General features: G+C 71.8%; 21 protein-coding genes. 10 read left to right on the forward strand and 11 right to left on the reverse strand.

Translation table 11 applies throughout. The features are described 5' to 3' along the window. The first annotated feature begins 21 nt into the window (after positions 1–21). Together DEJ17_RS06760 and DEJ17_RS06765 are read left to right on the forward strand one after the other, a co-directional pair. Complete coding sequence (locus DEJ17_RS06760; protein ID WP_110892671.1) at positions 22–1191, forward strand: glycosyltransferase family 1 protein; 1170 nt, start codon at positions 22–24, stop codon at positions 1189–1191. Beyond that, the gene (locus tag DEJ17_RS06765; protein WP_110892672.1) at positions 1188–2042 is read left to right on the forward strand and encodes a glycosyltransferase family 2 protein; all 855 of its coding nucleotides are present in this window, start codon (positions 1188–1190) and stop codon (positions 2040–2042) included. Before DEJ17_RS06760 ends, DEJ17_RS06765 begins: the two co-directional genes overlap by 4 nt. 118 nt (positions 2043–2160) lie before the next feature. Here the strand turns inward: DEJ17_RS06765 and DEJ17_RS06770 are convergent, their stop codons facing one another. The 3 genes from DEJ17_RS06770 to DEJ17_RS06780 all read right to left on the reverse strand — a co-directional run bounded on the left by DEJ17_RS06770 (position 2161) and on the right by DEJ17_RS06780 (position 5470). After that, a complete protein-coding gene (locus tag DEJ17_RS06770) occupies positions 2161–3861 on the reverse strand; it encodes a glycosyltransferase (RefSeq protein ID WP_146239658.1) in 1701 nt (566 codons plus the stop codon). A gap of 122 nt (positions 3862–3983) precedes the next feature. Beyond that, the gene (rfbA, locus tag DEJ17_RS06775; RefSeq protein WP_110892674.1) at positions 3984–4847 is read right to left on the reverse strand and encodes a glucose-1-phosphate thymidylyltransferase RfbA; all 864 of its coding nucleotides are present in this window, start codon (positions 4845–4847) and stop codon (positions 3984–3986) included. Between the two features lie 14 nt (positions 4848–4861). Next, complete coding sequence (locus DEJ17_RS06780; protein ID WP_110892675.1) at positions 4862–5470, reverse strand: dTDP-4-dehydrorhamnose 3,5-epimerase family protein; 609 nt, start codon at positions 5468–5470, stop codon at positions 4862–4864. Between the two features lie 85 nt (positions 5471–5555). Here DEJ17_RS06780 and DEJ17_RS06785 point away from each other — a divergent pair, with 85 nt between their 5' ends. The 6 genes from DEJ17_RS06785 (at position 5556) to DEJ17_RS06810 (ending at position 12847) form a co-directional block, all read left to right on the forward strand. Beyond that, positions 5556–6497 (forward strand): glycosyltransferase family 2 protein, encoded by a 942-nt coding sequence (locus tag DEJ17_RS06785; protein ID WP_110892676.1) that lies wholly within the window; start codon positions 5556–5558, stop codon positions 6495–6497. After that, the gene (locus tag DEJ17_RS06790) at positions 6487–8046 is read left to right on the forward strand and encodes a hypothetical protein (RefSeq protein WP_110892677.1); all 1560 of its coding nucleotides are present in this window, start codon (positions 6487–6489) and stop codon (positions 8044–8046) included. The genes DEJ17_RS06785 and DEJ17_RS06790 overlap by 11 nt, the downstream gene beginning before the upstream one ends. Beyond that, a complete protein-coding gene (locus DEJ17_RS06795; protein ID WP_110892678.1) occupies positions 8043–9653 on the forward strand; it encodes a glycosyltransferase family 39 protein in 1611 nt (536 codons plus the stop codon). Before DEJ17_RS06790 ends, DEJ17_RS06795 begins: the two co-directional genes overlap by 4 nt. Beyond that, the gene (gene rfbB, locus DEJ17_RS06800; RefSeq protein ID WP_110892679.1) at positions 9650–10636 is read left to right on the forward strand and encodes a dTDP-glucose 4,6-dehydratase; all 987 of its coding nucleotides are present in this window, start codon (positions 9650–9652) and stop codon (positions 10634–10636) included. Before DEJ17_RS06795 ends, rfbB begins: the two co-directional genes overlap by 4 nt. 11 nt (positions 10637–10647) lie before the next feature. Further along, on the forward strand, positions 10648–11499 hold the full coding sequence (gene rfbD / locus DEJ17_RS06805; protein ID WP_110892680.1) for a dTDP-4-dehydrorhamnose reductase: 852 nt from the start codon (positions 10648–10650) through the stop codon (positions 11497–11499). Between the two features lie 205 nt (positions 11500–11704). After that, positions 11705–12847 (forward strand): glycosyltransferase family 1 protein, encoded by a 1143-nt coding sequence (locus DEJ17_RS06810; RefSeq protein WP_110892719.1) that lies wholly within the window; start codon positions 11705–11707, stop codon positions 12845–12847. Positions 12848–12860: 13 nt separating this feature from the next. Here DEJ17_RS06810 and DEJ17_RS06815 read toward each other — a convergent pair whose 3' ends face one another. The 6 genes from DEJ17_RS06815 to DEJ17_RS06840 all read right to left on the reverse strand — a co-directional run bounded on the left by DEJ17_RS06815 (position 12861) and on the right by DEJ17_RS06840 (position 18954). Beyond that, positions 12861–13616, reverse strand: a complete 756-nt coding sequence (locus DEJ17_RS06815; protein WP_258366688.1) for a family 16 glycosylhydrolase — start codon at positions 13614–13616, stop codon at positions 12861–12863. Between the two features lie 248 nt (positions 13617–13864). Continuing rightward, positions 13865–14137, reverse strand: a complete 273-nt coding sequence (locus DEJ17_RS06820) for a hypothetical protein (protein WP_110892682.1) — start codon at positions 14135–14137, stop codon at positions 13865–13867. A 38-nt stretch (positions 14138–14175) separates the two neighbouring features. Next, complete coding sequence (gene purE / locus DEJ17_RS06825) at positions 14176–14643, reverse strand: 5-(carboxyamino)imidazole ribonucleotide mutase (protein WP_110892720.1); 468 nt, start codon at positions 14641–14643, stop codon at positions 14176–14178. A 54-nt stretch (positions 14644–14697) separates the two neighbouring features. After that, the gene (locus tag DEJ17_RS06830; RefSeq protein WP_110892683.1) at positions 14698–15795 is read right to left on the reverse strand and encodes a hypothetical protein; all 1098 of its coding nucleotides are present in this window, start codon (positions 15793–15795) and stop codon (positions 14698–14700) included. A gap of 142 nt (positions 15796–15937) precedes the next feature. After that, the gene (locus tag DEJ17_RS06835) at positions 15938–17593 is read right to left on the reverse strand and encodes a glycoside hydrolase family 6 protein (RefSeq protein WP_110892684.1); all 1656 of its coding nucleotides are present in this window, start codon (positions 17591–17593) and stop codon (positions 15938–15940) included. Between the two features lie 224 nt (positions 17594–17817). Beyond that, complete coding sequence (locus tag DEJ17_RS06840; RefSeq protein WP_110892685.1) at positions 17818–18954, reverse strand: 5-(carboxyamino)imidazole ribonucleotide synthase; 1137 nt, start codon at positions 18952–18954, stop codon at positions 17818–17820. Positions 18955–19067: 113 nt separating this feature from the next. On the opposite strand from DEJ17_RS06840, the gene DEJ17_RS06845 reads away from it, so the two are divergent. Then, the gene (locus DEJ17_RS06845; protein ID WP_110892686.1) at positions 19068–19562 is read left to right on the forward strand and encodes a GtrA family protein; all 495 of its coding nucleotides are present in this window, start codon (positions 19068–19070) and stop codon (positions 19560–19562) included. Positions 19563–19572: 10 nt separating this feature from the next. Further along, entirely contained in the window at positions 19573–21129 is a 1557-nt protein-coding gene (locus DEJ17_RS06850) for a DUF2142 domain-containing protein (protein WP_110892687.1), read from the forward strand. A 290-nt stretch (positions 21130–21419) separates the two neighbouring features. Here the strand turns inward: DEJ17_RS06850 and DEJ17_RS06855 are convergent, their stop codons facing one another. After that, on the reverse strand, positions 21420–22451 hold the full coding sequence (locus DEJ17_RS06855) for a lysylphosphatidylglycerol synthase domain-containing protein (RefSeq protein WP_110892688.1): 1032 nt from the start codon (positions 22449–22451) through the stop codon (positions 21420–21422). Between the two features lie 110 nt (positions 22452–22561). Continuing rightward, entirely contained in the window at positions 22562–24433 is a 1872-nt protein-coding gene (locus DEJ17_RS06860; RefSeq protein ID WP_181421090.1) for a glycosyltransferase family 39 protein, read from the reverse strand. Positions 24434–24453: the final 20 nt, after the last annotated feature.

A 24453-nucleotide genomic window follows, 5' to 3' on the forward strand; every position in this document is an offset into this window, starting at 1 on the left:
CCCGCCCGGAAGGAACCACGCGTGCCGCAGCTCACCGTCCTCGTCGACGGGACCGCGGTACCGCAGGCGCTCGGCGGCGTCGGGCGCTACGTCGAAGGGGTCGTGTCGCACCTGACCGACCCGTCGCTCGACGTCCACCTGGTCGTCCGTCCCGTGCACGCCGCACACTTCCGGGCCCTCGCGCCGCACGCCACCGTGCACACGGCGCCGGGCTGGACCGACTCGGTGCCGCTCCGGTTCCTGTGGGAGCAGACCGGGCTGCCGGCGCTCGGCCGTCGGCTGGGGGCACGGGTGCTGCACTCCCCGCACTACACGTTCCCGTTCGGCTGGCGCGGCGGGTCCGTCGTCACGCTGCACGACGCCACGTTCTTCTCGAACCCGGAATGGCACTCGCGCCTGAAGCGCACCTTCTTCACCTGGTGGAGCCGTCGGTCGCTGCGCACACGACCCGTCGTCATCGTGCCGAGCGCCGCGACCGCGACCGAGGCCGCCCGGGTCGTGCGGGGCATCCGCGCCGACGTCCGGGTCGCACCGCTCGGCGTCGACCGCGCGGTGTTCCACGAGCCGGACGTCGCCGCGATCGAGGACGCCCGGATCGCCGCCACACTGCCCGAGGGTGCGCCGTGGATCGCGTTCCTCGGCACCATCGAACCGCGGAAGAACGTCACCGCGCTGCTCGACGCGTACGCCTCCGTGCGCGCCGCGCGTGCGGCTGCCGGGTCGGACGGCGGTCCGGGTGCGGAGACCCCGTGGCTCGTGCTCTCCGGGGCCCGCGGCTGGGACGAGTCGGCCATCGCGCGGCTCGACGCCCTGCAGCCCACCGACCACGTCATCGAGGCCGGCTACCTGCCGCTCGAGGACCTCGCCGGGTTCCTCGGCGGTGCCGAGTTCGTCGTCTACCCGTCCCTCGGTGAGGGCTTCGGGCTGCCCGTTGTCGAGGCGATGGCCTCCGGCGCGTGCGTCCTGACCACCCGGCGGCTGTCGCTGCCCGAGGTCGGTGGGGACGCCGCGGTGTACAGCGAGCCGTCCGCCGCCGCGCTGGCCGATGCGATGGCCGCGCTGCTGGATGACCCCGCGCTCGTGGCGTCGCACCGGGCGGCGGCGCTGAACCGGGCCTCCTCGTTCACGTGGGAGGCCACGGCAGCCGTGCACGTCGAGGCCTACGAGTCGGTCGCCGGGGGCGGACGGTGATCCGGGTCGCGGTGCTGACGGTCACCTACAACACCGGTGAGACGATCCGGCCGTTCCTGGCGAGCGTGGCCGGCGCCTCGGAGGAGCCGGTCGCCGTCGTCATCGCGGACAACGGGTCGGAGGACATCGACGCGCTCCGGGCGATCGGTGAGTCGTACGGCGCCGTCGTGGTGTCCTCCGGCGGCAACCGCGGCTACGGCGGTGGGATCGACGCGGCACTGAGCGCGCTCGACGACGTGCTACCGGACGTGCGCCCGGAGTTCCTGCTCGTGACGAACCCCGACGTCGTTCTCGGCGAGGGCTCGATCGACGAACTCGTGGCCGCCGCCGACCGGATGCCGTCCGGTGGGTCGTTCGGGCCCCGGATCCTCGACGACCAGGGTGAGACCTACCCGTCCGCCCGGCAACTCCCTTCGCTCCGGACCGGCCTCGGCCATGCGGCGTTCTCGCGGTTCTGGCCGGCGAACCCGTGGAGCCAGCGGTACTGGTCCACCACGAAGGTCGTCGAGCGCGAGGCCGGCTGGCTCTCCGGTGCGTGCTTCCTCATCCGCACGTCCTTGTTCCGCGAACTCGACGGGTTCGACGAGTCCTACTTCATGTACTTCGAGGACGTCGACCTCGGGCAGCGCGTCGGTCTCGCCGGCCGAGCGAACGTGTACGTGCCGTCGGCGGTCGTCACCCACACCGGAGCCCACTCGACCTCGTCGAACCGCCGCCGCATGGAGATCGAGCACCACCGCAGCGCCTACCGGTTCCTGTCGCGGAAGTACCGCGCGTGGTGGCTCTGGCCCCTGCGCGTGGTGCTGCACGCGGGCCTGTCGCTCCGCGCCCGCTGGGTGACGCGCAAGTAGTTCCCGCTCGGTCGGCTGGCCTGTTCGCAAGACACCGGTGTTCGCGTGCTGCACCGCGGTCTGCAGGTGTTCCGAGCGCGAACACCGGTGTCTTGCGGGCCCGGCTCACCCGGCGGCGTCAGGAGCGGCGAAGCAAGCGGGCGCGGGCGGCGGCCAGCAGCACGGCGGCTCGGGCGTCGAACGAGTGCTCCGCCGCGATGCGCGACGCGACCGCCGAACGTTCGGCCACCGACGGCCAGGGCCGCGCCGGGTCGAGCAGCGCCGCGAGTTCGTCACGGGAGCGCGCGACCGCCAGCGTCGGCACGTCGAGCACGTCGGACAGCCCGGCGACCGGATCGGTCACGACGACTCCCCCGGTGGCCAGCACGTCGAACACCCGGTTCGACACGAAGCCCCCGGCGGCCATGTCCGGCCAGTGGTCGTTGAGCACCAGACGCGCCGAAGCGTAGGCGCGCGCGACCTCGGCCCGGGACAGCGCCGCTGCGCCGAGCAACGCGGACGGCACCACACCGTCCCACCCCGGACCGTGCACACGCAGGTCGGCACCGAGCGCGACCGCGTCGGACACGACCGGTCGTGCGGTCCCCCGCGTGGACCCGACGAACACCACGCGGCCGGTGTCGACGTCGTCCGCCCTGCGGGTTCCCGGGTGGAACACCGCCGGATCGGTCGCCTGCAGCAGGGTCCGGACCGGCACACCCGCACGGGCAGCAGCATCGGCAGCCCACACCGGCCCGGCCGCGAACACCGCGTCGAACGACCGGAGCTCGGTGTCGGCGACGTCGTCGGGGTGGCTGATCACCCAGAGCAGGTTCACCGATGCAGGGTTCGGCGGCACCCGGTCGAGGCCGCGGATCACCAGCGTCACGTCGTCCGCGGCGTCGTCGTCCCGCACGTGGGCGTCGCGGCGGTCGATCCGGACGCGCTGCCCGAGCCGCTCGAGTGCCCCGGCCAGCTCCGCCGCGAAGTGCACGTCGCCCCAGCCGTCGCCCTCGGGCCCGGCGGGAGCGGCGATCTTGAGCGACCACGTCAGGTGCTCGGCGTCGTGACCGGTCACGCGCGGGGTCGGGGCGACCGGGCGGGCACCCCACGGCGGCAGCGCCGGACCGGCCACGACCGCGCCCCCCTCGGGCTCGCGGTCACGCCAGGCGGCGAACGTGTCGACGGTCGCGGCGTCGACCGTGCGGCCGGCCTCGACCCAGCGGCTCGCTTCCCCGACCACGCGCACCGGTCCGCCGTGGACATCGGCGACCGCGCGGCTCCAGGCCGTCAGGGTCATGCGTTCGTCCGGGAGGCTCGGTGCCGGCACCAGCGCCGCCCCCGGCACCGAGAGCACCGGTTGGTCCGCCGCGAAGACGGTGTCGCCGTCGGTCACGGCGTCGGCGCGGTCGTCCGACCACGGCAGGGCCCCGGGGCGCAGCAGCCGGGCACCGGAGCGGAACGTGCCGTCCGGCATCAGGACACGGGCCTGCGCGACCGTGCCCGCCGCAGCGAGGGCGGCAAGCGTCGGCACCTCGACCGACACCGAGGTGTCGACCACCACGAGCGTCCGGCCTACGCCGCCAGCGACCCCGGCGTTGATCGCCGAACCGAGGCCGTCGACGGGTTCCTGCACCGCCCAGGGCAACCGACGGCCGAACGGGTCGATCGGCGAGGCGTCCGCCACGTAGCTCACGGCCCGGACGTCGACCCCACGGCCGAAGGCATCTCGGGCGACCGACACGAGGCGAGCGACCTCGGCATGCCGGTCCGAACGGGTGGTGACGAGCACCGTGACGTCGTGGTCCAGCTGCGGCAGCGGGTCCGGGACCCCGGTCACGGGAACGACGGACGCCGCCGTCACGGACGCGGGACGGGCCTCCTGGCCGGGGTGACCGGAGGTCGTCGCGTCCGGACGGCGGCGTCGGCCGAACCACCCAGAACCGGAGGCCACGGGCGGTGCTAGGCGCCGAGGAGTCGCTGGAGGTAGACGCCGTAGCCGCCCTTGACCAGCGGCGCGGCGAGCTCCGCGAGCTGCGCGTCGTCGATCCAGCCGTTGCGCCAGGCGATCTCCTCGATGCAGCCGATCTTGAAGCCCTGGCGGTCCTCGATGACCTTCACGTACTCGGACGCCTGCATCATCGACTCGAACGTGCCGGTGTCGAGCCAGGCGGTCCCGCGGTCGAGGACCTGCACGCCGAGCTCGCCGGCCTCGAGGTAGCGCTCGTTGACCGTGGAGATCTCGAGCTCGCCGCGGGCGCTGGGCTCGATCGTCTTGGCGATCTCGATGACCTTGTTGTCGTAGAAGTACAGACCGGGGACGGCGTAGTTCGACTTCGGCTCGGCCGGCTTCTCCTCGATGGAGACCGCGGTGAAGGCGTCGTCGAACTCGACGACGCCGTACGCCTTCGGGTCGGCCACGTGGTACGCGAAGATCGTCGCGCCGTCGACCTCGGTGTTCTTCCGCAGGTTCGTGCCGAGGCCGGTGCCGTGGAAGATGTTGTCACCGAGCACCAGCGCGACGCTGTCGTCACCGATGAAGTCCTCGCCGATGACGAAGGCCTGCGCCAGGCCGTCCGGCGACGGCTGCACGGCGTACTGGATCTCCATGCCGAGTGCCGATCCGTCGCCGAGCAGCGCCCGGAACTGGTCGTTGTACTCCGGCGTCGTGATGACGAGGACCTCGCGGATGCCCGCCATCATCAGGGTCGACAGCGGGTAGTAGACCATCGGCTTGTCGTAGATCGGCATGAGCTGCTTGCTGATGCCCTTGGTGATGGGCCAGAGGCGCGTGCCGGAACCGCCGGCGAGGATGATGCCCTTCATCGGTGTCCCGTTCCTTACTTCTTCGTCCGGAGCGACTCGGTGTACGCGACGCACTCCTCGTAGGTCGGCAGCAGGCCCTGTGCCGCGGCTTCCTCGAGGGTCGGCGCGCTGGTGTCCTTCTCGGAGAGCACGAGCTCGCCGAGGCCCTCGGGCAGGTCGAGCCCGACGGTCGGGTCGAGGATGGTGATCCCCTTCTCGCGCTCGGGGTCGTAGTGCGCGCTGACCAGGTAGTTCACGGTCGACTGGTCCTCGAGCGCGACGATCGCGTGGCCGAGCCCCTCGGACAGGTAGACGGCCTTGCGGTCGACGTCGTCGATGCGGACGGAGTCCCACTGGCCGAAGGTCGGCGAACCGACGCGGATGTCGACGATGTAGTCGATGAACGCCCCGCGCACGGCCGTGACGTACTTCGCCTGGCTCGGCGCGACGAGGGCGTAGTGGATGCCGCGGGCGACACCGGCCGCGGAGATCGACATGTTCACCTGGCGGAGGTCGAGCGGGTGACCGACGGTCTCCTCGACGACGTCGGCGCGGTACGCCTCGAGGAATGCTCCTCGTGCGTCGCCGTGCTGGACGGGCGTGAACTCCCACGCGCCAGGGATCTTCAGTTCGCGGATCTGCACCGGGGAAGCCTAGCAAGCCGTGAGTTCGCATAGGCTGTCATGGTTCTGCGCATTGCCGACTCCCGAAACGAGACCAAGCGAGCCCGTGAAGCTATTCGTCCAGATCCCCTGCCTCAACGAGGAGAACACCCTCGCCAGCGTCATCGACTCCATCCCGCGCGAGATCGACGGCATCGACGAGATCGAGATCCTGGTGATCAACGACGGCAGCACCGACCGTACCGTCGAGGTCGCCAAGGAGCACGGCGTCAAGCACTTCGTGCACCACAGCACGAACATGGGCCTCGCCCGCTCGTTCCGTGACGGCGTCGACTACGCACTGCTGCACGGTGCGGACATCGTCGTGAACACCGACGGGGACAACCAGTACCCGCAGGCACAGATCGCCGAGCTCGTGCAGCCGATTCTCCGGAAGGAAGCCGAGATCGTCATCGGCGACCGGCAGACGCGCACCATCGAGCACTTCTCCGGCTTCAAGAAGCTCATGCAGCGCTTCGGCTCGTGGGTCGCGAGCCGTGCGGCCGGGCTCGACCTGCCCGACGCGGCGAGCGGGTTCCGCGCGTACTCGAAGTACTCGCTCATCCGCCTGAACATCGTGACGCGCTTCAGTTACTGCATGGAGACCATCGTGCAGGCCGGCTACAAGCGTCTGGCGATCGCGTCGGTGCCGATCACGACCAACCCGAAGACCCGCGAGTCGCGGCTCTTCAACAACATCTTCCAGCACATGTTCGAGTCCGGCTCGGCCATCGCCCGCGTCTACCTGATGTACCGGCCGATGGCCCTGTTCCTCTGGGTCGCCGCGGTGCTCGGTGCGCTCGGTCTCTGGCCGCTCATCCGGTACCTGGTGCTCCTCGCGATGAACACCGGCGGGAACCACCTGCAGTCGATCATCCTCGGCGTCGTCCTGCTCATCACCGCACTCCTCTCCATCGTCATCGGCGTCGTGGCCGACCTCACCCGCCTCAACCGCACGCTGGCCGAGGAGCAGCTCGACCTGCAGAAACTGCAGCGGTATGGCGACTGACACGGCTCCGGCCGTGTCGCGCTCCGACGTCCGACCCGCGGTCGGACGGCGCGAGCGCACCCTCGTGATCGCGTTGACGGTGGCGTTCGCCGCCGTCCTCGCGGTCTGGGCCGTCGTCACCACGACGTACAAGGCCCCGGACGAGCCGACCCACGTCGACGCCGTGCTGCACCTGGCGATCGGAAACGGCTGGCCCGCACCCGGCGCCATGCACTACCTCAACGCGGTGCACGACACCCAGATCAGCAACATGCGGCAGTCGACCGACGTGAACCAGACGTGGGGCGAGCTGCTCCGCGAGTTCCCGGGCGTGCACCCGACGAGCATCGACCAGATGTCGCAGCACCCCGCCACGTACTACGCCCTGGCCGCCGGGGTCCTGCAGCTGGTGCACTTCGAGGACCTCCGCTGGGACCTCGCCGTCATGGTGCTGCGACTGTTCGACGCGCTGCTCGTCCTGCCGCTGCCGTTCCTGGCGTGGGCGACCGTGCGGCGGCTGACCCGGTCTCCACGGGCCGCCCTGGTCGGCGGTGCCGCGGTGTTCGCGTTGCCCGAGGTCGCCTCCATCGGCGCCTCCGTCACGAACGACGCACTCATGCTGCCGCTGGCCGGGGCGCTCGTCTACTTCGTCGTGCGACTGCTCACCGGTGACCTGCGGGTGCGCACGACGATCTGGATCGGGCTGCTGCTCGGTGCGATGCTGCTCGTCAAGGGCACCGCACTCCCCGCGATCCCGTTCGTGGGCATCGGCGTGATGGCGGCGGGCTGCACCCGGGCGACACTCTGGCGGAACGTGCTCCGGACCCTGTGGACCCTGGGGCTCGCCGCCGTCGTCGGCGGGTGGTGGTGGTTGCGCAACATCCTCGTGTACCACGACATCCAGCCCGACGGGATGGCCGGTGCACGGCCGCCGATGTCCTTCCCGGCCGGCACCGCAGCCAGCCCCGAGGTGTTCCTCCGCGACTACTGGAACGGCGTCACCCGCACCTTCTGGGGCAGCGTCGGCGGGCTCACCCAGTTCCAGCTCGCCCAGGTCCTGATCGACACGCTGACGATCGCCTCGCTCGTCGGCATCGTCGTCTGGGGCTTCCGCCGCGGCCCGTCACTCCGCCCGGCGATCGTGCTGGCGTCGTTCCCGGTCATCCTCATCGCCCTGCACCTGCAGAGCGGGTGGGGCGGGTACGTCCGGAGCACCATCGTCGCCGGCACCCAGGGGCGCTACTACTACCCGACCCTCATCGCCCTCATCGCCCTGAGCGCCCTCGCCTGGCGCCGGGTCACGGTGACCGCAGCCGGCACCACCCGGCTCGCCGTCGGGATGTCGATCGCCGCGATGGCCATCGCGCTGTACGGCGTCGTCTACGCCCTGCGGGCCTTCGGGCACGACGCCGCCTTCTGGGTGGACGAGTTCGCGGTCGGCCGGTTCGACCGCTACGGCATGGTCCCCGCCGGCACGAACTTCACCCTCGTCGCCGTCGCCGCGGTCGCTCTGACCGTCGCGGCCGTGCTGCTCGTCCGGTTCATGCGCCGTCCGGAGGTGCACGCGTGAGCGCCCCACGACCACTCGTCCGCCGGCACGAGTGGGTCCTGCTCGGCACCGTCACACTGGCGTGGCTCGCCTTCCTGCTCACGTTCGCCCTGGTCACCCCGGCGTTCGGGGCACCCGACGAGCCGGCGCACGTGGACGCCGCGTTCCGTCTGGCACTCGGACTCGGCTGGCCGCACGGTGGCGAGATGCACTACCTCGCCGCCGTGCGCCAGATCGTCGAGCACCCGGTACCGGCCGTCGACCGCCCCACGGTCGACGCGCTGCTGGCGGCGGTGCCCGGGGACTCCCCGGCGATCGACCCGATGTCCCAGAACCCGCCGACCTACTGGCTGGTGGCCGCCGGCGTCCTGCGCGTCATCCGGTTCGGCTCGCACGACTGGGCGACCTCGGTGCTCGTGCTCCGCGTGTTCGACGTGCTGCTCGTCACCGCACTGCCGGTCCTGGTGTGGGCGACCGTCCGTCGGGTGACCCGCTCGCCCCGCACCGCGCTCGTCGCCCCGGTCCTGCTCTTCGCCGTCCCGCAACTGGCGCAGGTCACCTCCGGCGTCACGGTGTGGGCACCGGTCGTCCTGCTCGGCGCCGTGCTCGTCTGGCTGAGCGCCCGCGTGCTGACCGGCGACCGTTCGTGGTGGACCACCGCCGGGCTCGCCGTGGCCGTCACCGGGCTGGCCGCCCTGAACGCGCTGGGGCTCCTGGCGATCCCGTTCGTCGTCCTCGTGTTCGCCCTGGCACCGGGCCGGACGTGGGGTCGCCGGGGCCTGCACGCCGGCGTGGTCGTGCTCGCTGCCGTCGTCGTGTCCGGCTGGTGGTGGGTGCGGACGCTGCTCGTCAGCGGGACGCTCCTGCCCGACGCCCTGCGCGCCGTCACGACCGTGCAGCCCTACCCGGCGGGCGGTGCGAACCCCGGGGCGTTCGCCGGACGCCAGTGGGACGGCCTGACCGCCTCGTTCTTCGGCGCACTCGGTGCGAACCAGTGGCCGTTGCCGCCGATGGTCGTCGACACGCTCGCGGTCGTGGGGCTGGCCGTCATCGGCTGGTCCTACGCCAGGCGTGCTCCCGGCCGCCGGGTGACCACGATCCTGCTCGTCTGGCCGACGGTTCTCCTGGTCGCCACGCTCGCCTACAACTGGCGGAACTACCTCGGCACGCACCAGGGCAACGGCCTGCAGGGCAGGTTCCTGTTCGTCGCGGTCGTCGCGCTCGTGCTCGCCCAGGCGGTCGCGTGGCACACGCTCGTCGTCCGGCCGGAGTTCCGCCGGCGCCTGGCCCGGCTGGCGGTCGTCGGCTCGCTCGCGATCGGCACGTACGGCGTCGGACTGACCTACCGCGGCGCGTGGGAGAACACGCAGTTCCGCGTCACGCCCGGCGGGATCTCCGCGATGGCAGGCGGCGCCCTCACCGGGCCGGCCGTGATCGCGCTGGTCGTGGCCCTGTTCGCGGTCGCCGCCGTCGCGACCGCCGTCCTGGTGTGGCGCACCGTCGCCGCACCGGAAGCACCCGCCACGGCCGTCGGCCCCGCCTCGGCGGGTGCCTCCGCCCGCCCTTCCAGCGGCCCGCTAGAATCGCCGCCGACCCACGAACCGACCGTCAGGAAAGAGAACTCGTGAAGATCCTCGTCACCGGAGGAGCCGGCTTCATCGGCTCGAACTTCGTCCGCCGCACGCTGGAGGACGCGTACCCCGGCCTCGAGGGCGCCGAGGTCGTCGTCTACGACGCACTGACCTACTCCGGCAACGAAGCGAACCTCGCCCCGGTCGCGGACTCCCCCCGCTACACCTTCGTCCACGGCGACATCCGCGACGCCGCGAAGCTCGACGAGGTCGTTCCGACCGTCGACGCGATCGTGCACTTCGCCGCCGAGTCCCACGTCGACCGCTCGGTCCGCGACTCGGGCATCTTCGTCGAGACGAACGTCGTGGGCACGCAGCGTCTGCTCGACGCCGCGCTCCGGCACGGCACCGAGCGCTTCGTGCACGTCTCCACCGACGAGGTCTACGGCTCGATCAGCGAGGGTTCGTGGGACGAGGAGCGCCCGCTCGAGCCGAACTCCCCGTACTCGGCATCGAAGGCCGGGAGCGACCTGCTCGCCCGCAGCTACCACCGCACGCACGGGCTGAACCTCTCGATCACGCGCTGCTCGAACAACTACGGGCCGTACCACTTCCCCGAGAAGGTCATCCCGCTGTTCGTCACCAACCTGATCGACGACCAGCACGTGCCGCTGTACGGCGAGGGCAACAACATCCGCGACTGGCTGCACGTCGACGACCACACCCGCGGCATCGCGATGGTCCTGACCCGTGGCCGCGCCGGCGAGATCTACAACATCGGCGGCGGCACCGAGCTGACCAACAAGGAGCTCACGCAGCTGCTGCTCGACGCGACCGGCAAGGACTGGTCGTACGTCGACCGGGTCGCCGACCGCCTCGGCCACGACCTGCGGTACTCCGTCGACATCTCGAAGATCCAGGCGGAGCTCGGCTACGAGCCGCTCGTGCCGTTCGAGCAGGGTCTGGCCGACGTCGTGCAGTGGTACCGCGACAACCGCGCCTGGTGGGAGCCGCTCAAGCAGCGTGCGGCCCTGAGCTGAGCCGGAACACCGTGACCAGGTACCTCATCACCGGCGCCGCCGGCATGCTCGGCCAGGACCTCCAGGCAGCACTCGCCGGCCGCGACGTCAGCGCGTTGTCGCGGGCGGACCTCGACATCACCGACCCGGACGCGGTGGACGCCGCCGTCGCCGGGCACGACGTCGTGATCAACTCGGCCGCCTACACGAAGGTCGACGACGCGGAAGACCACGAGGACGACGCCCACGCGGTCAACGCGACGGGGCCGAAGCTCCTCGCCGAGGCGGCGGTCCGCCACGGCGCGAAGCTCGTCACCGTGTCGACCGACTACGTCTTCGACGGCAACGGCACCGCACCCTACGCCGAGGACGCCCCGACCGACCCGATCAACGCCTACGGCCGCACGAAGGCCGCTGGCGAGGCGTTCGTCCGCGCGATCGCCCCGGACACCTCGTACGTCGTCCGCACCGCGTGGATCTACGGCGCGCACGGGCCGAACTTCGCCGCGACGATGCTCCGGCTCGCCGGGTCGCACGACACCGTCAGCGTCGTCACCGACCAGGTCGGCCAGCCGACGTGGACAGGCGACCTCGCGGCACGGATCGTCGAGCTCGTCGACGGGGATGCCCCCGCGGGCATCTACCACGGCACGAACGCCGGACAGGGTTCCTGGTTCGACTTCACGCGGGCCATCTACCGCGAACTCGGGCTCGACCCGGAGCGCGTGCTGCCCACGGACAGCGCCGCGTTCGTCCGACCGGCGCCGCGTCCGGCCTACAGCGTGCTCGGACACGACGGCTGGTCGCGCGCCGGCCTCGCACCGATGCGCGACTGGCGCGACGCGCTGCACGCCGCCGTCGTGGCGGGTGCGTTGACGGCGTAGGCACGGCTCTCGGACAGGAGGCGCGGGCCGGGTTCCCGACGTCGCGGAACCCGACCCGCGCCTCCTGTCCGACCTCCGCCGCGCCCAGGGGGCGCTGCGATCGCCCTGGTAGTGTCGGGCAGCCGAGCGCGGGGCCGGCCCTCGGCCCCATGACCACGGGCCCATGTACCACGGGTCCACGCACCACGACGAGGAGCACAGCACCATGACCACCCTCCACGTCATCGTCGACCAGATCGTCGCGCCCGTACCGGGCGGCATCGGGCGCTACGCCGAGGAGCTCGCGCGCCACCTCGTCGAGCACGCGCCGAGCGGCTGCGAGGTGGCGGGTGTGGTCTCCGCCGTCGGGTCCGACGAGATGGCACACCTGCGGACGCTCCTGCCCGGGCTGTCCGACCTGCAGCGACTGCCCCTGCCGCGTCGTGAGCTGTCGCTCGCCTGGCAGGGCGGGTTCGTGGGCGGCATCGCCAAGGGCATGGTGCACGCGCCGAGCGTGCTCGCCCCGCTGGTCAAGCACGACCGTTTCCAGGACCCGGGTCGGCAGACCGTGGTCACCGTCCACGACGTGGTGCCGTGGACCAACCCCGAGACGCTGACGCCACGCGGTGTCCACTTCCACAAGGCGATGGTGAAGCGGGCGTGGAGGCACGCGGACGCCGTCGTGGTGCCGACCCACGCCGTTGCGGGTGCGCTGAACGAGATCCACCGGTTCGACGACCGGCTCCGCGTGATCGGCGGCGCCCCGAGCGGGCGCCTCCGCCTGCCCGTCGACGCCGACCTGCGCGCCGAGCGTCTCGGTCTGCCCGACCGCTACGTCCTGGCGGTCGGCACACTCGAGCCCCGCAAGGCCTTGGCGTCCCTGATCGAGGCGATGGCCCACCCGGACGCCCCGGCCGACGTGCCCCTCGTCATCTCCGGTCCGGACGGCTGGGGCGACGTCGACGTGTACGGCACCGCCGAGCGTGCGGGTCTGTCACGCGACCGGGTGAAGGTCCTCGGCCGCGTCGACGACGCCGACCTCGCGGTGGTCTACGACCGTGCGACGGTGTTCGTGTTCCCGAGCCTCGCCGAGGGCTTCGGTCTGCCGGTGATCGAGGCGATGAGCTTCGGGACCCCGGTGATCCACTCCGACGACCCCGCCGTGGCGGAGGTCGCGTCGGACGCCGGCGTCACCGTTGCCCGGTCGCCGCGGGAGTCCTACCCGGCGCGGCTCGCACAGGCGGTCTACCAGGTCGTGAACGACCCGCACCTGGCGAGCCAGCTGGCCGTGGCGGGGCCGGACCGCGCACGCATGTACGACTGGTCCGACTCCGCCGCGGAGACCTGGCAGCTGCACGCCGACCTCTGACGGTCGGACCGCGTCAGCCCTTGTACGTGTAGGTGCTGACCCAGTCGATGTACAGGTGACCGGCGTCGCCCCAGTCGCCCACCTGGAACATGTACCGGTGCGCGGTCTTCGGCACGTGGCTGGTGATCGTCTTGATCACCTTGCCGTCGAGGCGGTACCGGACGGACTTCCCGGGCACCCACTCGATCGAGTACGTGTGCCACGAACGCCACGAGACGCCGGTGCTCATGCTCGTCGCGTTGGCCTCCTGGCCCGCGATCATCGAGTGGTGGTGCAGCATCGGCTGCTGGTCGAAGTTGGCCTCGGGGTAGTCGATCTCCCCGTCGGCCCAACGGTCGGACGACGGCCAGAGCATGAAGGCCGCGCCGTTGCCGGCACCGCCGGTGGCCTTGGCGCGGACGATGAACTTCCCGCCCTTGTGGCCCCAGGCTCCCGTCGGCGTGCCGAAGGTGCCGGCGGCACCGTGCTTGCCGTCGAGCTTGACGTCCATGTACCCGTTGTGCGAGCTGATCTGCGAGCCCGAGTAGTACATGCCGCCGGTCCCGTCCGGGTACGGCTGCCACGAGTTGGCGTACTTCTTGGCGAACGCGCCCTTGGCACTGGCCGCGGTGCTGAACTGCTCGCGGAAGGTCTGCTTGAAGTTCCCGACGTCGCCGAGCGGTGCCGAGCTGGCGGTCGCCGCGGTCCCCTGACCGAGCGGTCCGGCGACGAGTGCTGCTCCGAGGAGCACGACGGCGAGTGCTGCCCTCCTGGTGGTGCGTTTCTGCATGAGGTCTGTCACTCCCTGACGTGACTGTTCGCACCCGTTCCCGTGGGTGCCGGGCGACCGGATCTCGGCTGCCCGGCGTTCACGGTAGTTGCTATCCACAATCTGCGCCTGGGGGTTGACACTCCAGCGCACCCCCAGTACACGGGTCTTGCGCGGGGATCAGCAGTCGGGCAAGAAGTCCTGGTCAGTACGCGTGGCGCGGGTCGGGCACCGCCCCGATCGGCTGCGAGTCGCCGTCGTGTCGTGAGTCAGGGCCGTGCGCGACGACGTCGAGCGGCCACTGCGACCACGACGGCTGACACCGCGGCGACGACGGCGACCACGGCCGCGACCTCGGCGATGTGCACCGAGGCGAGCATCGACTCGTACTGGGACTTCGTCGACACGAAGCCCCTCTCAGCGGGGCCGGACCAGCCGGACACCGGGTTCAGCGGACCGGCTGCGACCAGGGCGAACCCGCAGACCACCGCGGCGACCACGGCGACCGCCGACAGGACGAGGACGGGGAGGGCTCGGCGCATCCCGCTACCGTAGCGCGATGCACCGCCCCGACGACCCGTCAGAGTGAGTCGCGCAGGCGCGCGGCCTTCTCCTCGACCAGGCGCTCGAGTCCGTCGGCGTACTCGGTCAGCCGAGCGGCGACGGCCGGCTCCGAGGAGCCGATGATCCGCCCGGCCAGCAGCCCGGCGTTCGCGGCACCGTTGATCGCCATCGTCGCGACCGGGATCCCCGCCGGCATCTGCACGATCGAGAGCAGCGAGTCGAGGCCGTCGAGGCGCGCGAGCTGCACCGGGACACCGATCACCGGCAGCGTCGTCATCGAGGCCACCATGCCCGGCAGGTGCGCCGCTCCGCCGGCCCCGGCGATGACGACCCGGATGCCACGTCCGGCGGCACCGCGCGCGAAGCGGGTCATCTTGTCCGGGGTGCGGTGCGCCGACACGACGTCTGCCTCGAACGGGATCCCGAGTTCGGTGAGGATGTCCGCCGCGGCCCGCATGGTCGGCCAGTCGGAGTCCGACCCCATGATGATCGAGACGAGCGGCTGTGCGGGTGCGGCGGAGTCGGTCACGCGACGAGCCTAGCCGAGCAGCACCCGCCGCCAGGTGTCGCCGTCGCGGCCGATCGTGCGGTCCTCGGCGACCCAGCGTGCGGCGTGTTCGTCCGCCCGGCCACGTTCGACGGCGGTCCGGACAGCGTCCCGCCACGCCGGCACGTCGTCCGGGACGGCCACGGCGCCGTGGGCTCGTGCGACGGCGTAGGACGGACGGTCGGACACCACGGCCGGCAGTCCGAGCGCGGTGTACTCGAGGAACTTCAGGTCGCTCTTCGCGCGGTTGAACTCCTCGTCGCGGAGCGGTGCGACGCCCGCCTGCCAGCGTTCCCGGTGTGCCATGAGCCAGCGGGAGAACGCGGGGTAGTGCCCGTCGGGGACGTCCACCCGGCGGAACCAGTCGGCGCCGCCCTCCTCCGTCACGCCGATGACCTCGAGCCGGATCGGGGTCCCGTCGGCGGTGGCGAGGTCGGCGAAGACGTCACGCAGGAGTTCGAGGTCGGCGGCGTGGGTGAGCGTGCCCATGTACAGCACCCGATGCTCCCCCGCGAGCCGTTCGTCGTCGTCCGCCGTCGGGCCGGCGGTCCAGATCTCCGGGTCGAGGGCGTTCGGCACGACGACGACGTCCCGCGCGACCGGACGGACCACGTCGGCGAGTTCGGGCGTGCTCACGACGACGGTGTCGGCACCGCGCACCAGGGCGTCGATCGAGGCGAGCCGGTCGGGGTCGTACTCGGCGCGGGCCAGGCGTGCGCGTCCGGACTCGGTGAAGAAGTCGTCGTCGACCTCGGCCACGACGCGGATGCCCCTGGAGGCGGCCGCTGCCAGGAAGGGCTGCACACCGTCCAGGGGAAGGATGTCCCGCTGCACCAGGAGCGCGGCGTAGGGCGTCTGGTCGGAGCCGTCGACGAACGCTGCCGGGTCGACCTGACGCACCTCGGCGGTGCCGCTCGCAGCCAGGTGCTCGGTGCGGCGGACGACACGGACGTGCGCCGAGGCCGGGTGCGCGCCCCTACCACCGGCGACGACGTACCCGAGGACGGGCAGGGGCACCGGCTGCGGCGGGGCCCCGACGACGGCACGGCGCAGGCGTCGGGCGGCCCGGCGGACGAGATCACGCGGCATGCGCCCATCCTCTCGCATGCCTCGCACCGTGCATGGTCACTCGCGAACGGTGCGGGGTTCCGTGCGTGGTGCGAGCCGCAGGACCTCGCACCGACGACGGAACCTCGCACCGGACGACGAACGTCGCACGGAGGATGCCTCCTCAGCGCACCGTCACGGTCCGGCACGGTGACGCCCTGCGGTCCGCTCCACTCCCGGTGTTGTGGGCGATCGCGCAGACGGTGTGCTTGCCGACCGCCACCCGGACCGTGCCCGCGAAGCCGTGCGACCCGCCGGAGCCCCAGGTCGCGTCCACGTCGGCACGCTTGCGGTCGGCGTCCAGCGACGTCACCCGCTTGCCGTCGACCTTGATCGCCACTCGGCTCGCCGAGGCCACCGCGTCGCCGTCGAACGCCCAGCCGCGCACGGCGATGCCCCGGGGCACGGCCTTCGCGGACTCGAGCGCGGCGTAGGGGTCGTGCCGGTAGGCGCGGACGGTCGAGCAGCCGAGCGGGGTGTCCGATCCCGCGCCGATGTTCACCGCGGTGACGCAGACGCGGCGAGCGCCGGCCGCGGTGGGCACCACGACGTCGAAGCCGTGGGTCACGCCGACCCCGGAGCGTGCGTCGACGTCGGGCCGGTCGAGCCCGGCGGTGGTGACCCCGGCGGAGGCGCCGTCGACGGTGGCACGGACCCGCACGGGCTGCGTGGGGTCGTCCTCGTCGTAGGCCCAGCCGGACACGCGGACGCCGCCGCCGGTGCCGGCGACGGCCTCGAGCGAGCCGCGGGGCGTCAGGTCTGCGGCGGGCACCCCCAGACGGGCGTTCGCGACGAGGGCGCGCGCGTAGGTCGAGTACCACTTGCCCGCGGCCGGGGCACCGTTGCAGGTGCCGTCGCTCGCGCCGGGGGTCTTCACCCAGAGCAGGGCGTCGAGCGCGGTGCCGTCGGACACGACCCGGGGTGACGTGCCGAGCCCGGCGCCGGGCCCGTTGCACCAGGTGCCGCGCCAGCCCTGCCCGTTGCGCGAGGTGTCGATCACGTAGTGGGAGCCCCCGGTCGCGGCGGACACCTTCTGTGCGTACGCCTGCTCCTGGGCGGTCGGGTAGTAGTTCGCGACGTTCGTGAAGAACCCGCGGGCCTGCTGCACGCCCGCGCTGTTCAGCCGCGACGCCATCAGCGCGGGCTGCACCCAGTTCGAGTTGCCGGCGTCCAGGTAGGCGGGGACCCCGGCGGCGGTCAGCCCAGCGACGGTGCGGGAGAGGATCCGGTAGCGCTGCTCGTCGAGCGCGGTGCTGCACTTGGCGTTGCTGAGCATCGCGAGGGAGTCCGGTTCGACGATGACGGCTGCGCGGTGCCCGGCGAGCGCCGCGGTGACCTGGTCGACCCATGCGTCGTAGGACCGCTCGTCGAACCCGCCGGCGGAGTACCCGCCACAGTCGCGGTCTGGGATCGCGTAGAGCACGAACACGGGGGTGGTGCCGGTCTGCTCGGCCCCGGTGAGGGCGGTGCTGATGGTCTTGGTCAGCTGTGTGCCCTGGCTCCAGTCGCCGAGCCAGGTGGCGACCGGGTAGCCGGCGATGGTCCCAGCCGCCGCGGCTCCGGCGGGGTCGGTGGTGGCGAGGGCGGCCTGGGCCTTCGCGGCCTCGCTCGTGGGCGACCGGTACGGTCCGGCCCCGTAGAGCGACGCGGACGTGGCGGAGCGGATGGTGGGGGCCGACGTCGCGGCGGACGCGGTCGCGGTCGGCAGCAGGCCGGCGACCGCTGCGACGAGGGCGACGGCGGCACCGCAGACGGCGGCACGGCGCGGACGGCGACGCATGGAGACTCCCCTGGACGGGCGGGCACGGACCGTTCCAGGGGAACACGCGCTCCCGGCCCTCGCCAGCCTCCCGAGCGGGTGCCACCCGAGGGGGTGTCCGCTGTCCGACGGACAAGCGCGTCCTCGGCACGTGACGGACGGGAGGCCCGTGGCGGCGTCGCCACGGGCCTCCCGTCCGTCATCCGGTCACGTCGAGGACGCGACCCGGGCCGTCGGAGGTGCCGTCAGTCGTCGAAGTGCGCCGCTGCCGCGCGGGCGCGGTAGACGACGTCGTCGACGTCGTCGCCGAGCACCGTGACGTGGCCGATCTTCCGGCCGGGCCGGGGCGCCTTGCCGTAGAAGTGGTACTTCGCCTCGGGGAAGGCCTCGAGCGCTGCGGGGTACCGGGCGGCGAGGTCGCCGTCCGCGGGTCCGCCGAGCACGTTGACCATGACCGACACCGGAGCGAACGAGCCGGTGGCCCCGAGCGGCAGGTCGAGGACAGCCCGCAGGTGCTGCTCGAACTGGCTGGTGGTGGCACCGTCGATGGTCCAGTGCCCGGTGTTGTGCGGACGCATCGCGAGCTCGTTGATCAGGATGCGCTCGTCGTCGGTCTGGAACAGCTCGACCGCCAGCACGCCGGTCACCCCGAGCTCCTCGGCGATGCGGACGGCGATCGACTCGGCCAGGTCGGCGATGCGGCCGGCGCTGTCCGGGGCCGGGGCGATGACCTCGGCGCAGACCCCGTCGCGCTGGACGGTCTCGACGAGCGGCCAGGCGACGACCTGCCCGGAGGGGCGGCGTGCCACGGACTGCGCGAGCTCGCGGGTGAAGGGGACGAGCTCCTCGACCAGGAGCGCCTGGTCGCCGCCGGCCTCGGCAACGGCGATGAACCAGTCGTCGACGTCGGACGCGTCGGAGACGACCCGGACGCCCTTGCCGTCGTACCCGCCCCGCGGCGTCTTGACGACGGCTCGGCCACCGTGGTCGGCGAGGAAGTCGCGGAGCTCGTCGGGGTCGTGCACGGCGGCCCAGTCGGGCACCGGCAGTCCGAGTTCGCTGAGCCGGCGGCGCATCGTGATCTTGTCCTGCGCGACGGCGAGCGCGGCCGGTCCGGGGTGGACCGCCACGCCCGCGTCGACCAGGCTGCGCAGGACGTCCTGCGGCACGTGCTCGTGGTCGAAGGTCACGACGTCGACCTGTCGTGCGAACTCGAGCACCGTGGCGGCGTCGTGGTAGTCGCCCTCTGCGGTCGCGGCGATGGCCGCGGACATGCCCGGTCCCTCGGCGAGCACGCGGATGTCGATCCCCAGTTCGACCGCGGCCGGCACCATCATCCGTGCCAGCTGTCCCCCACCGATGACCCCGACGCGCAACGCCATGCTGTGTGATCCTTCCGGCGTTCCCACCGTGCGGTGTGAACGCGTTGTCTACAATCGCTGTTCGGGCCGTGCTCTGCACGACCGGTCACAACTCTACGGATCCTGGAGGGCACGTGCGGCGCCTCATCGCCCAGCTGGCACGCTTCGGTGTCGTCGGTGCCGTCGGCTTCGTCGTGGACACCACGGTGTTCAACGTGCTGCGCATCACCGTCCTGAACCCCGAGGACGTCCACTCCGGGCCGTTCTGGGCGAAGGTCGTCTCCACCGTCGTGGCGATCTTCGTGAACTGGATGGGCAACCGGTACTGGACGTTCCGCGAGCAGCGACGGGCCGTGGCCACCCGCGAGGGCATCGAGTTCGTCGTCGTGTCGCTCGGCGGCATGGTCATCGCGCTCGCGTGCCTCGGGGTGTCGCACTACGCGATGGGGCTCACCTCGGTGCTCGCCGACAACGTCGCGAACGTCATCGGGCTCGTGCTCGGCACGGTGTTCCGGTTCTGGCTCTACAAGGTCTGGGTCTACCACCCCGAGCGGACCGCCACGCGGGCGGCCGCTGCCGACGAGTCGGTGCCCGACGCCGCCGCGGGTCCCGCACGGCGCCTGACCTAGGATCGGTGGGGTGACGGCCGAGATGACCACCACCCCTGCTCCACCCCGCATCGCACGCTGGGAACGCGTCGCGATCGCGGTGATCACGGCGACCTTCGGGCTCTGGCTGGTGGCGTGGGCGTTGATCGTCCCGGTGTTCGAGGCCCCTGACGAAACCGCGCACATCGACGCCGCGGTGCACCTCGCCCTCGGTGACGCGTGGGCCGCACCCGGCGAGCTGTTCGTCACCAACGCCGTGCAGGCCGCCAAGGTCGAGCAGGCGACGAAGCCGTCCGACCAGTGGTCGACGGTGAGCGAGCTGCTCCAGAACGCCCCGGGCCCGTCGGCCACGGTCAACCAGATGACCCAGCACCCGCCGACCGCCTACCTGGCCGGAGCCGCGGTGCTCCGTGCCGTCGACTTCGGTGAACTCCGCTGGGACCACGCCTTCGTCGCCCTCCGCCTGGCGGACGTGCTGGCCGTGACCGCGCTGCCGCTGCTCGCCTGGGCGTCGGTGCGCCGTGTGACCCGAAGCCCCCGCGCCGCGCTGATCGGTGCCCTTGCCGTGTTCGCGACGCCCGAGCTCGCGTCCATCGGTTCGTCGTTCTCGAACGACGCCCCGGTGCTGCTCGTCGCCGGGATCGTCGTCTGGCTGGCCACCCGCCTGCTCACGGGTGACCTCCGCTGGCGCACCACGATCGCCCTGGCGGTCGTCCTAGGGGCCCTGGTCTGGATCAAGGGCACCGGGTTGCCGGCGGTGCCGTTCGTCGCGGTGGTGGTGCTGTTCGCGGGCGCGGGGGTGCTGTCCCTGCGGCAACGGGTCGTCCGCACGGTCGTCGCGATGGTGGTCTCCGGCGGCATCGGCGCCTGGTGGTGGCTGCACAACCTGGTGACGTACGGCCGTGTGCAGCCGAACGGCTACACGGCCATGCGTCCACCGAAGGACTTCCCACCGGGCGAGAGCCCCACGCTCGGACACTTCCTCGACGTCAGCTGGGGCACCCTGGCCCGCACGTTCTGGGGCAGCTTCGGCGGCCGGGCCCAGGTCACCATCGGCGACCTGCTCACCGCCGTCCTGACCCTGGTCGTCCTGGTGGTGCTCGTCGGGTGGGCGTTCCGACGCGGTCCGGACCTGCGGGTGGCGCTCTGCCTCGCGGTGTTCCCCGCGCTGCTGATCGGCATCCAGAACCGCACGAGCGCACACTCGTACCTCACCACCACCGAGGTCGCGGCCACCCAGGGCCGGTACTACTTCCCCGCGATCGTCTGCCTGATCGTGCTGAGCGCGCTCGCCTGGCGACGGCTGGTGCCGGCCGGCCGGGCGCGCTCCTGGGTCGTGGTGGGACTGGCCGTCGTGCTGCCCGCGGTGGGCGTGTACGGCTTCGCGGTGGCGTCTGCCTGGTTCTGGAACGCGGCGCTGTTCCCGGTGACGGGCCGCGGGCTGCTGCGGTACTCCGAGATCGGCCCGGTGCCGCCCGCGGTGCTCGTGGTCGTCGTGGCCCTGGTCGCCGTGGGCCTCGTCGCGTCGGTCGTGCAGGTCGCCCGCGCCGACCGCCGGGCAGTGGCGACGACGGTTTCCGCCCCCTGACACGCCGGCGGTGGGGCACCGAGGTGGCACGACGTGCCGCAGGCGCGGCCCCGAGGGGTCGCGAACCGTCGGCAGGCGCGGCCTCAACCGACACTTTGTGACCCCTCGGCGGACGGCGCACGGCGCGGGGTGGACGCACCACGAGACGGACGGGAGGTGGGCCCCACCAGCTGGCACCGGGCCTCCCGTCTGTCACGCGCGACCGGTGCCCCACTTCGTGAGCAGCAATGGTCGGGTCCGTCATCCGGACCCGACCATTGCTGCTCACGAAACGCCCCGGGCGACGCTCGTCAGGCGGCGGGGACGCCGCCCTCGACCGCGGAGGGGTCGTCGGTCGGACGGTTGCGCCGGAACCACGTGGGGGCCGCAGCGCAGAGCAGGAAGAGTCCGTCGACCGCCAGGCTCCAGACACGGGTGACGACCACCACGACGAGGGCGATCGGCGCGGGCATCACGAGGGTCAGCAGGACAGCCTGCACACCTTCGCGGACGCCGAGCCCGCCGGGGGCGAAGACGGCCAGCATGCTGATCGCCGAGGCCATGCTCGCGGCACCGATCACGAAGGCCGCGTCGGTGAGCTTCAGCGACGGGTACACGCCGAGGGTGATGAAGTAGTACGCCGTGCCGGACAGCACCGCACCCGCGACGTACAGGCCGGCACCACCGAGGACCGTGCCGAGGTTCGGACGGACGTCGGCCTCGAGCGGCTTGCGCCGCAGGATCTTCAGCGCGATCCCGATCAGGAACACGAACACGCGCGGGATCAGGCAGACGACGCAGCCGACGAACGCCGCGATCATCAGGACGATCAGCCACGGGTCGAGGTTGTGCGTCCGCGGGTCGATGAGCAGCAGCACGAGCGCCAGGGCCAGGGTCGCGGCGATCTGCAGGGCCCCCTCGAGCAGCCCGCTCACACCGAGCCGCGCCTTCGAGACGCCGTGCTTCGAGGCGAAGTAGACCTTGCCGATGATCCAGGTCGCGGCACCGGGGATGTAGCGGCCCATCCAGGACTTCGCGTACACGTAGGTCAGGGTGACGCCGCTGCCCTTGAGCCCGGTCGCGCCGAGCCGTCGCAGCAGGTAGAACCAGATGCCGACGCCCCAGTACCGGAAGCCGAGGCTGATCACCGTCGCGAGGATCACCCACGACCACTGCCAGTCGAGCCCGGCGAGCTGTCCCCAGTCCACGCTCCGGACGTACAGCACGAGGAACACCGCGAGCAGGACGTAGAAGGCGATGGGGATCGCCTTGCCGAGGAACCGTCGTCGCCTCGACGGACGCTTCCCCTCGGGCGCGGGGGTGTCGCTGGTGCTTGCGGACAAACGGGTCTCCTGCTCAGGTCACGGGCTCAGGTCATGGTAGACGGTGGGGCGGGCCGCTCCCTGCGGTGCTGCCGCAGGGAGCGAGTCGCGAAGCCATCACCGGTCGAGCGTCACCGGGCGAGCTTGACGATCTGCACGCGGCAGGGGATCTCCGGGTCGGTGGAGCGGTCGGCGCTGCACGAGATCGTCGCGTTGTACGTGCCGACCAGCTTGCCGGCCACCGAGTAGTCGCGCGCCGGGGCGGTCGCCGGGTCGAACTGCACGAAGTACTGCACGCCCTCGTCGATGAACAGGTTGCGCATCGCGTCCGAGTGGTACGTGTAGCCCTGACCTGAGCGACCGTACACACGCGTGTCGGTCAGGAACGCGAGCGACGAGAGCGAGCGGTAGTTCGAGCCGATGACGGTGGCGTCCTCGGGCAGCGCGCCGCTCGCCCGGATCTGGTCGGCGAGCCGGACGATCTCCGGCACGTCGGTGGGCCCGAACACGCGCAACGCCTCGGTGCGGTTGACCGACGGGTAGAAGGGCGCCGGGGACCCGAGCCAGTTCTGCGTGTACGAGGCGATCGGCACGACCGCGATCGCGACGCACGCCACGATCGTCCGGACCACGCCGCGACGGCGCACCAACCGCCAGACGGCCGGCAGCATGAGCGCCCCGATCATCGCGGTCAGGTAGAAGAGCGGCCAGTAGTACCGGGCGTTGCCGCCGCCACTCGACGACGACGTGATCATGCCGTAGCCGACGAAGTACACCAGGGTCGTCGCCGCGACGATGCAGGTGAACGCGTAACGACGGAACCGCACGACACCGATGACGAGTGCTGCCGCGAAGAGCAGGGCGATCGGCGCCGCGAACGGGGCGAAGGTGCTGATCTTCTGCAGGTAGTACGGCAGGGCGAGCATGCGCTCGTGCAGGTAGTACCCGGCGCGGGCCGCGATGCCGGAATCCTTCGTGACCTTCGGCGCGGTGTCCTCGGTGGTCGACTGCGTGGGCGGCGGCACCACGGCGGGGTCCGGGTTGTCCATCGGGCCCTGCTTGTAGACCGACGGGGTGAAGTCCTCGTTGGGCGAGAAGGCGTGGTCGTTGGGCGGGACCGGCAGGAACGGCCAGTCCGTGGCGCGGCCGCCGTCGTCGAACTTCGAGCCGATGTTCACCGACAGCGACGAACCGAGCGTCACCGTGCCGTACTTGACGGTCAGCGCGCCGACCCACGGCGCGATCACGACGGCGAACACGACGATCGTGGCGACCGGGGCCGTCCACCAGTGCCGGACGGGCTCACGGCGGCGACGAGCGGACCAGACGCGCAGCAGCAGCCAGAGGACCACGGCGCCGACGGCCACGGGCAGCAGGAAGAGCTTCGTGAAGTACCCGAGCGCCGCCACGACGCCGAGCACCGCGCCGGAGGCGATCCTGGCGCGCGTCGAGCCGTGCAGCGCCTGGTCGGCCCAGCGGAGCGCCCAGAGGAACCCGACGACCCACGCGACGACGAGCAGGTCCGGGGTCTGCACCGACACCGCGCTCATCAGGGCGGGGATGGCGGTGACCATGAAGAGCACGGCGGGGACGATGCGGTGGTTCTGCGACCAGACGAGCCACCCGCCGATGCCGAGCACGACGGCCACGGCGAAGCAGTTGACGATCGCGAAGGCCGTCTGCATGCCGAGACCGAGCGCGATGAACGGCGCCATCAACCACGAGACCAGCGGCGACCAGTACGCGTTGATCGCGTCGGGCAGCCAGCCGTTCGCGTACTCGCGCGCGATGCCCATGTAGGAGATGCCGTCGACGTTCGTCACGCCGAGGCGGTTGTGGTACGCCACGGCGGCGCTCAGGGCGACCCCGATCACCACGAGGACGCCCAGGACCAGGGGCGCGACGACGTGCCGGTACCGTCGCGCACCCGCCCCCGAACGCCGTCGAGCGGGCTCGTGGGTGATCTGCGGTGGTGCGGTCGTCGTCACGGTCACGTGCTTCATCATGACATCCGTTCGCTTGC

Source organism: Curtobacterium sp. MCSS17_011, assembly GCF_003224275.1.
In the GTDB taxonomy this organism is placed as follows: Bacteria; Actinomycetota; Actinomycetes; order Actinomycetales; family Microbacteriaceae; genus Curtobacterium.

What these genes read in the sequence shown, in the direction of transcription:
- rfbA (WP_110892674.1), bottom strand. Translation starts at nt 4,847, where the DNA reads ATGAAGGGCATCATCCTCGCCGGCGGTTCCGGCACGCGCCTCTGGCCC.
- DEJ17_RS06790 (WP_110892677.1), top strand. Translation starts at nt 6,487, where the DNA reads ATGGCGACTGACACGGCTCCGGCCGTGTCGCGCTCCGACGTCCGACCC.
- DEJ17_RS06810 (WP_110892719.1), top strand. Translation starts at nt 11,705, where the DNA reads ATGACCACCCTCCACGTCATCGTCGACCAGATCGTCGCGCCCGTACCG.
- DEJ17_RS06815 (WP_258366688.1), bottom strand. Translation starts at nt 13,616, where the DNA reads ATGCAGAAACGCACCACCAGGAGGGCAGCACTCGCCGTCGTGCTCCTC.
- DEJ17_RS06820 (WP_110892682.1), bottom strand. Translation starts at nt 14,137, where the DNA reads ATGCGCCGAGCCCTCCCCGTCCTCGTCCTGTCGGCGGTCGCCGTGGTC.
- purE (WP_110892720.1), bottom strand. Translation starts at nt 14,643, where the DNA reads ATGGGGTCGGACTCCGACTGGCCGACCATGCGGGCCGCGGCGGACATC.
- DEJ17_RS06830 (WP_110892683.1), bottom strand. Translation starts at nt 15,795, where the DNA reads ATGCCGCGTGATCTCGTCCGCCGGGCCGCCCGACGCCTGCGCCGTGCC.
- DEJ17_RS06835 (WP_110892684.1), bottom strand. Translation starts at nt 17,593, where the DNA reads ATGCGTCGCCGTCCGCGCCGTGCCGCCGTCTGCGGTGCCGCCGTCGCC.
- DEJ17_RS06840 (WP_110892685.1), bottom strand. Translation starts at nt 18,954, where the DNA reads ATGGCGTTGCGCGTCGGGGTCATCGGTGGGGGACAGCTGGCACGGATG.
- DEJ17_RS06860 (WP_181421090.1), bottom strand. Translation starts at nt 24,433, where the DNA reads ATGAAGCACGTGACCGTGACGACGACCGCACCACCGCAGATCACCCAC.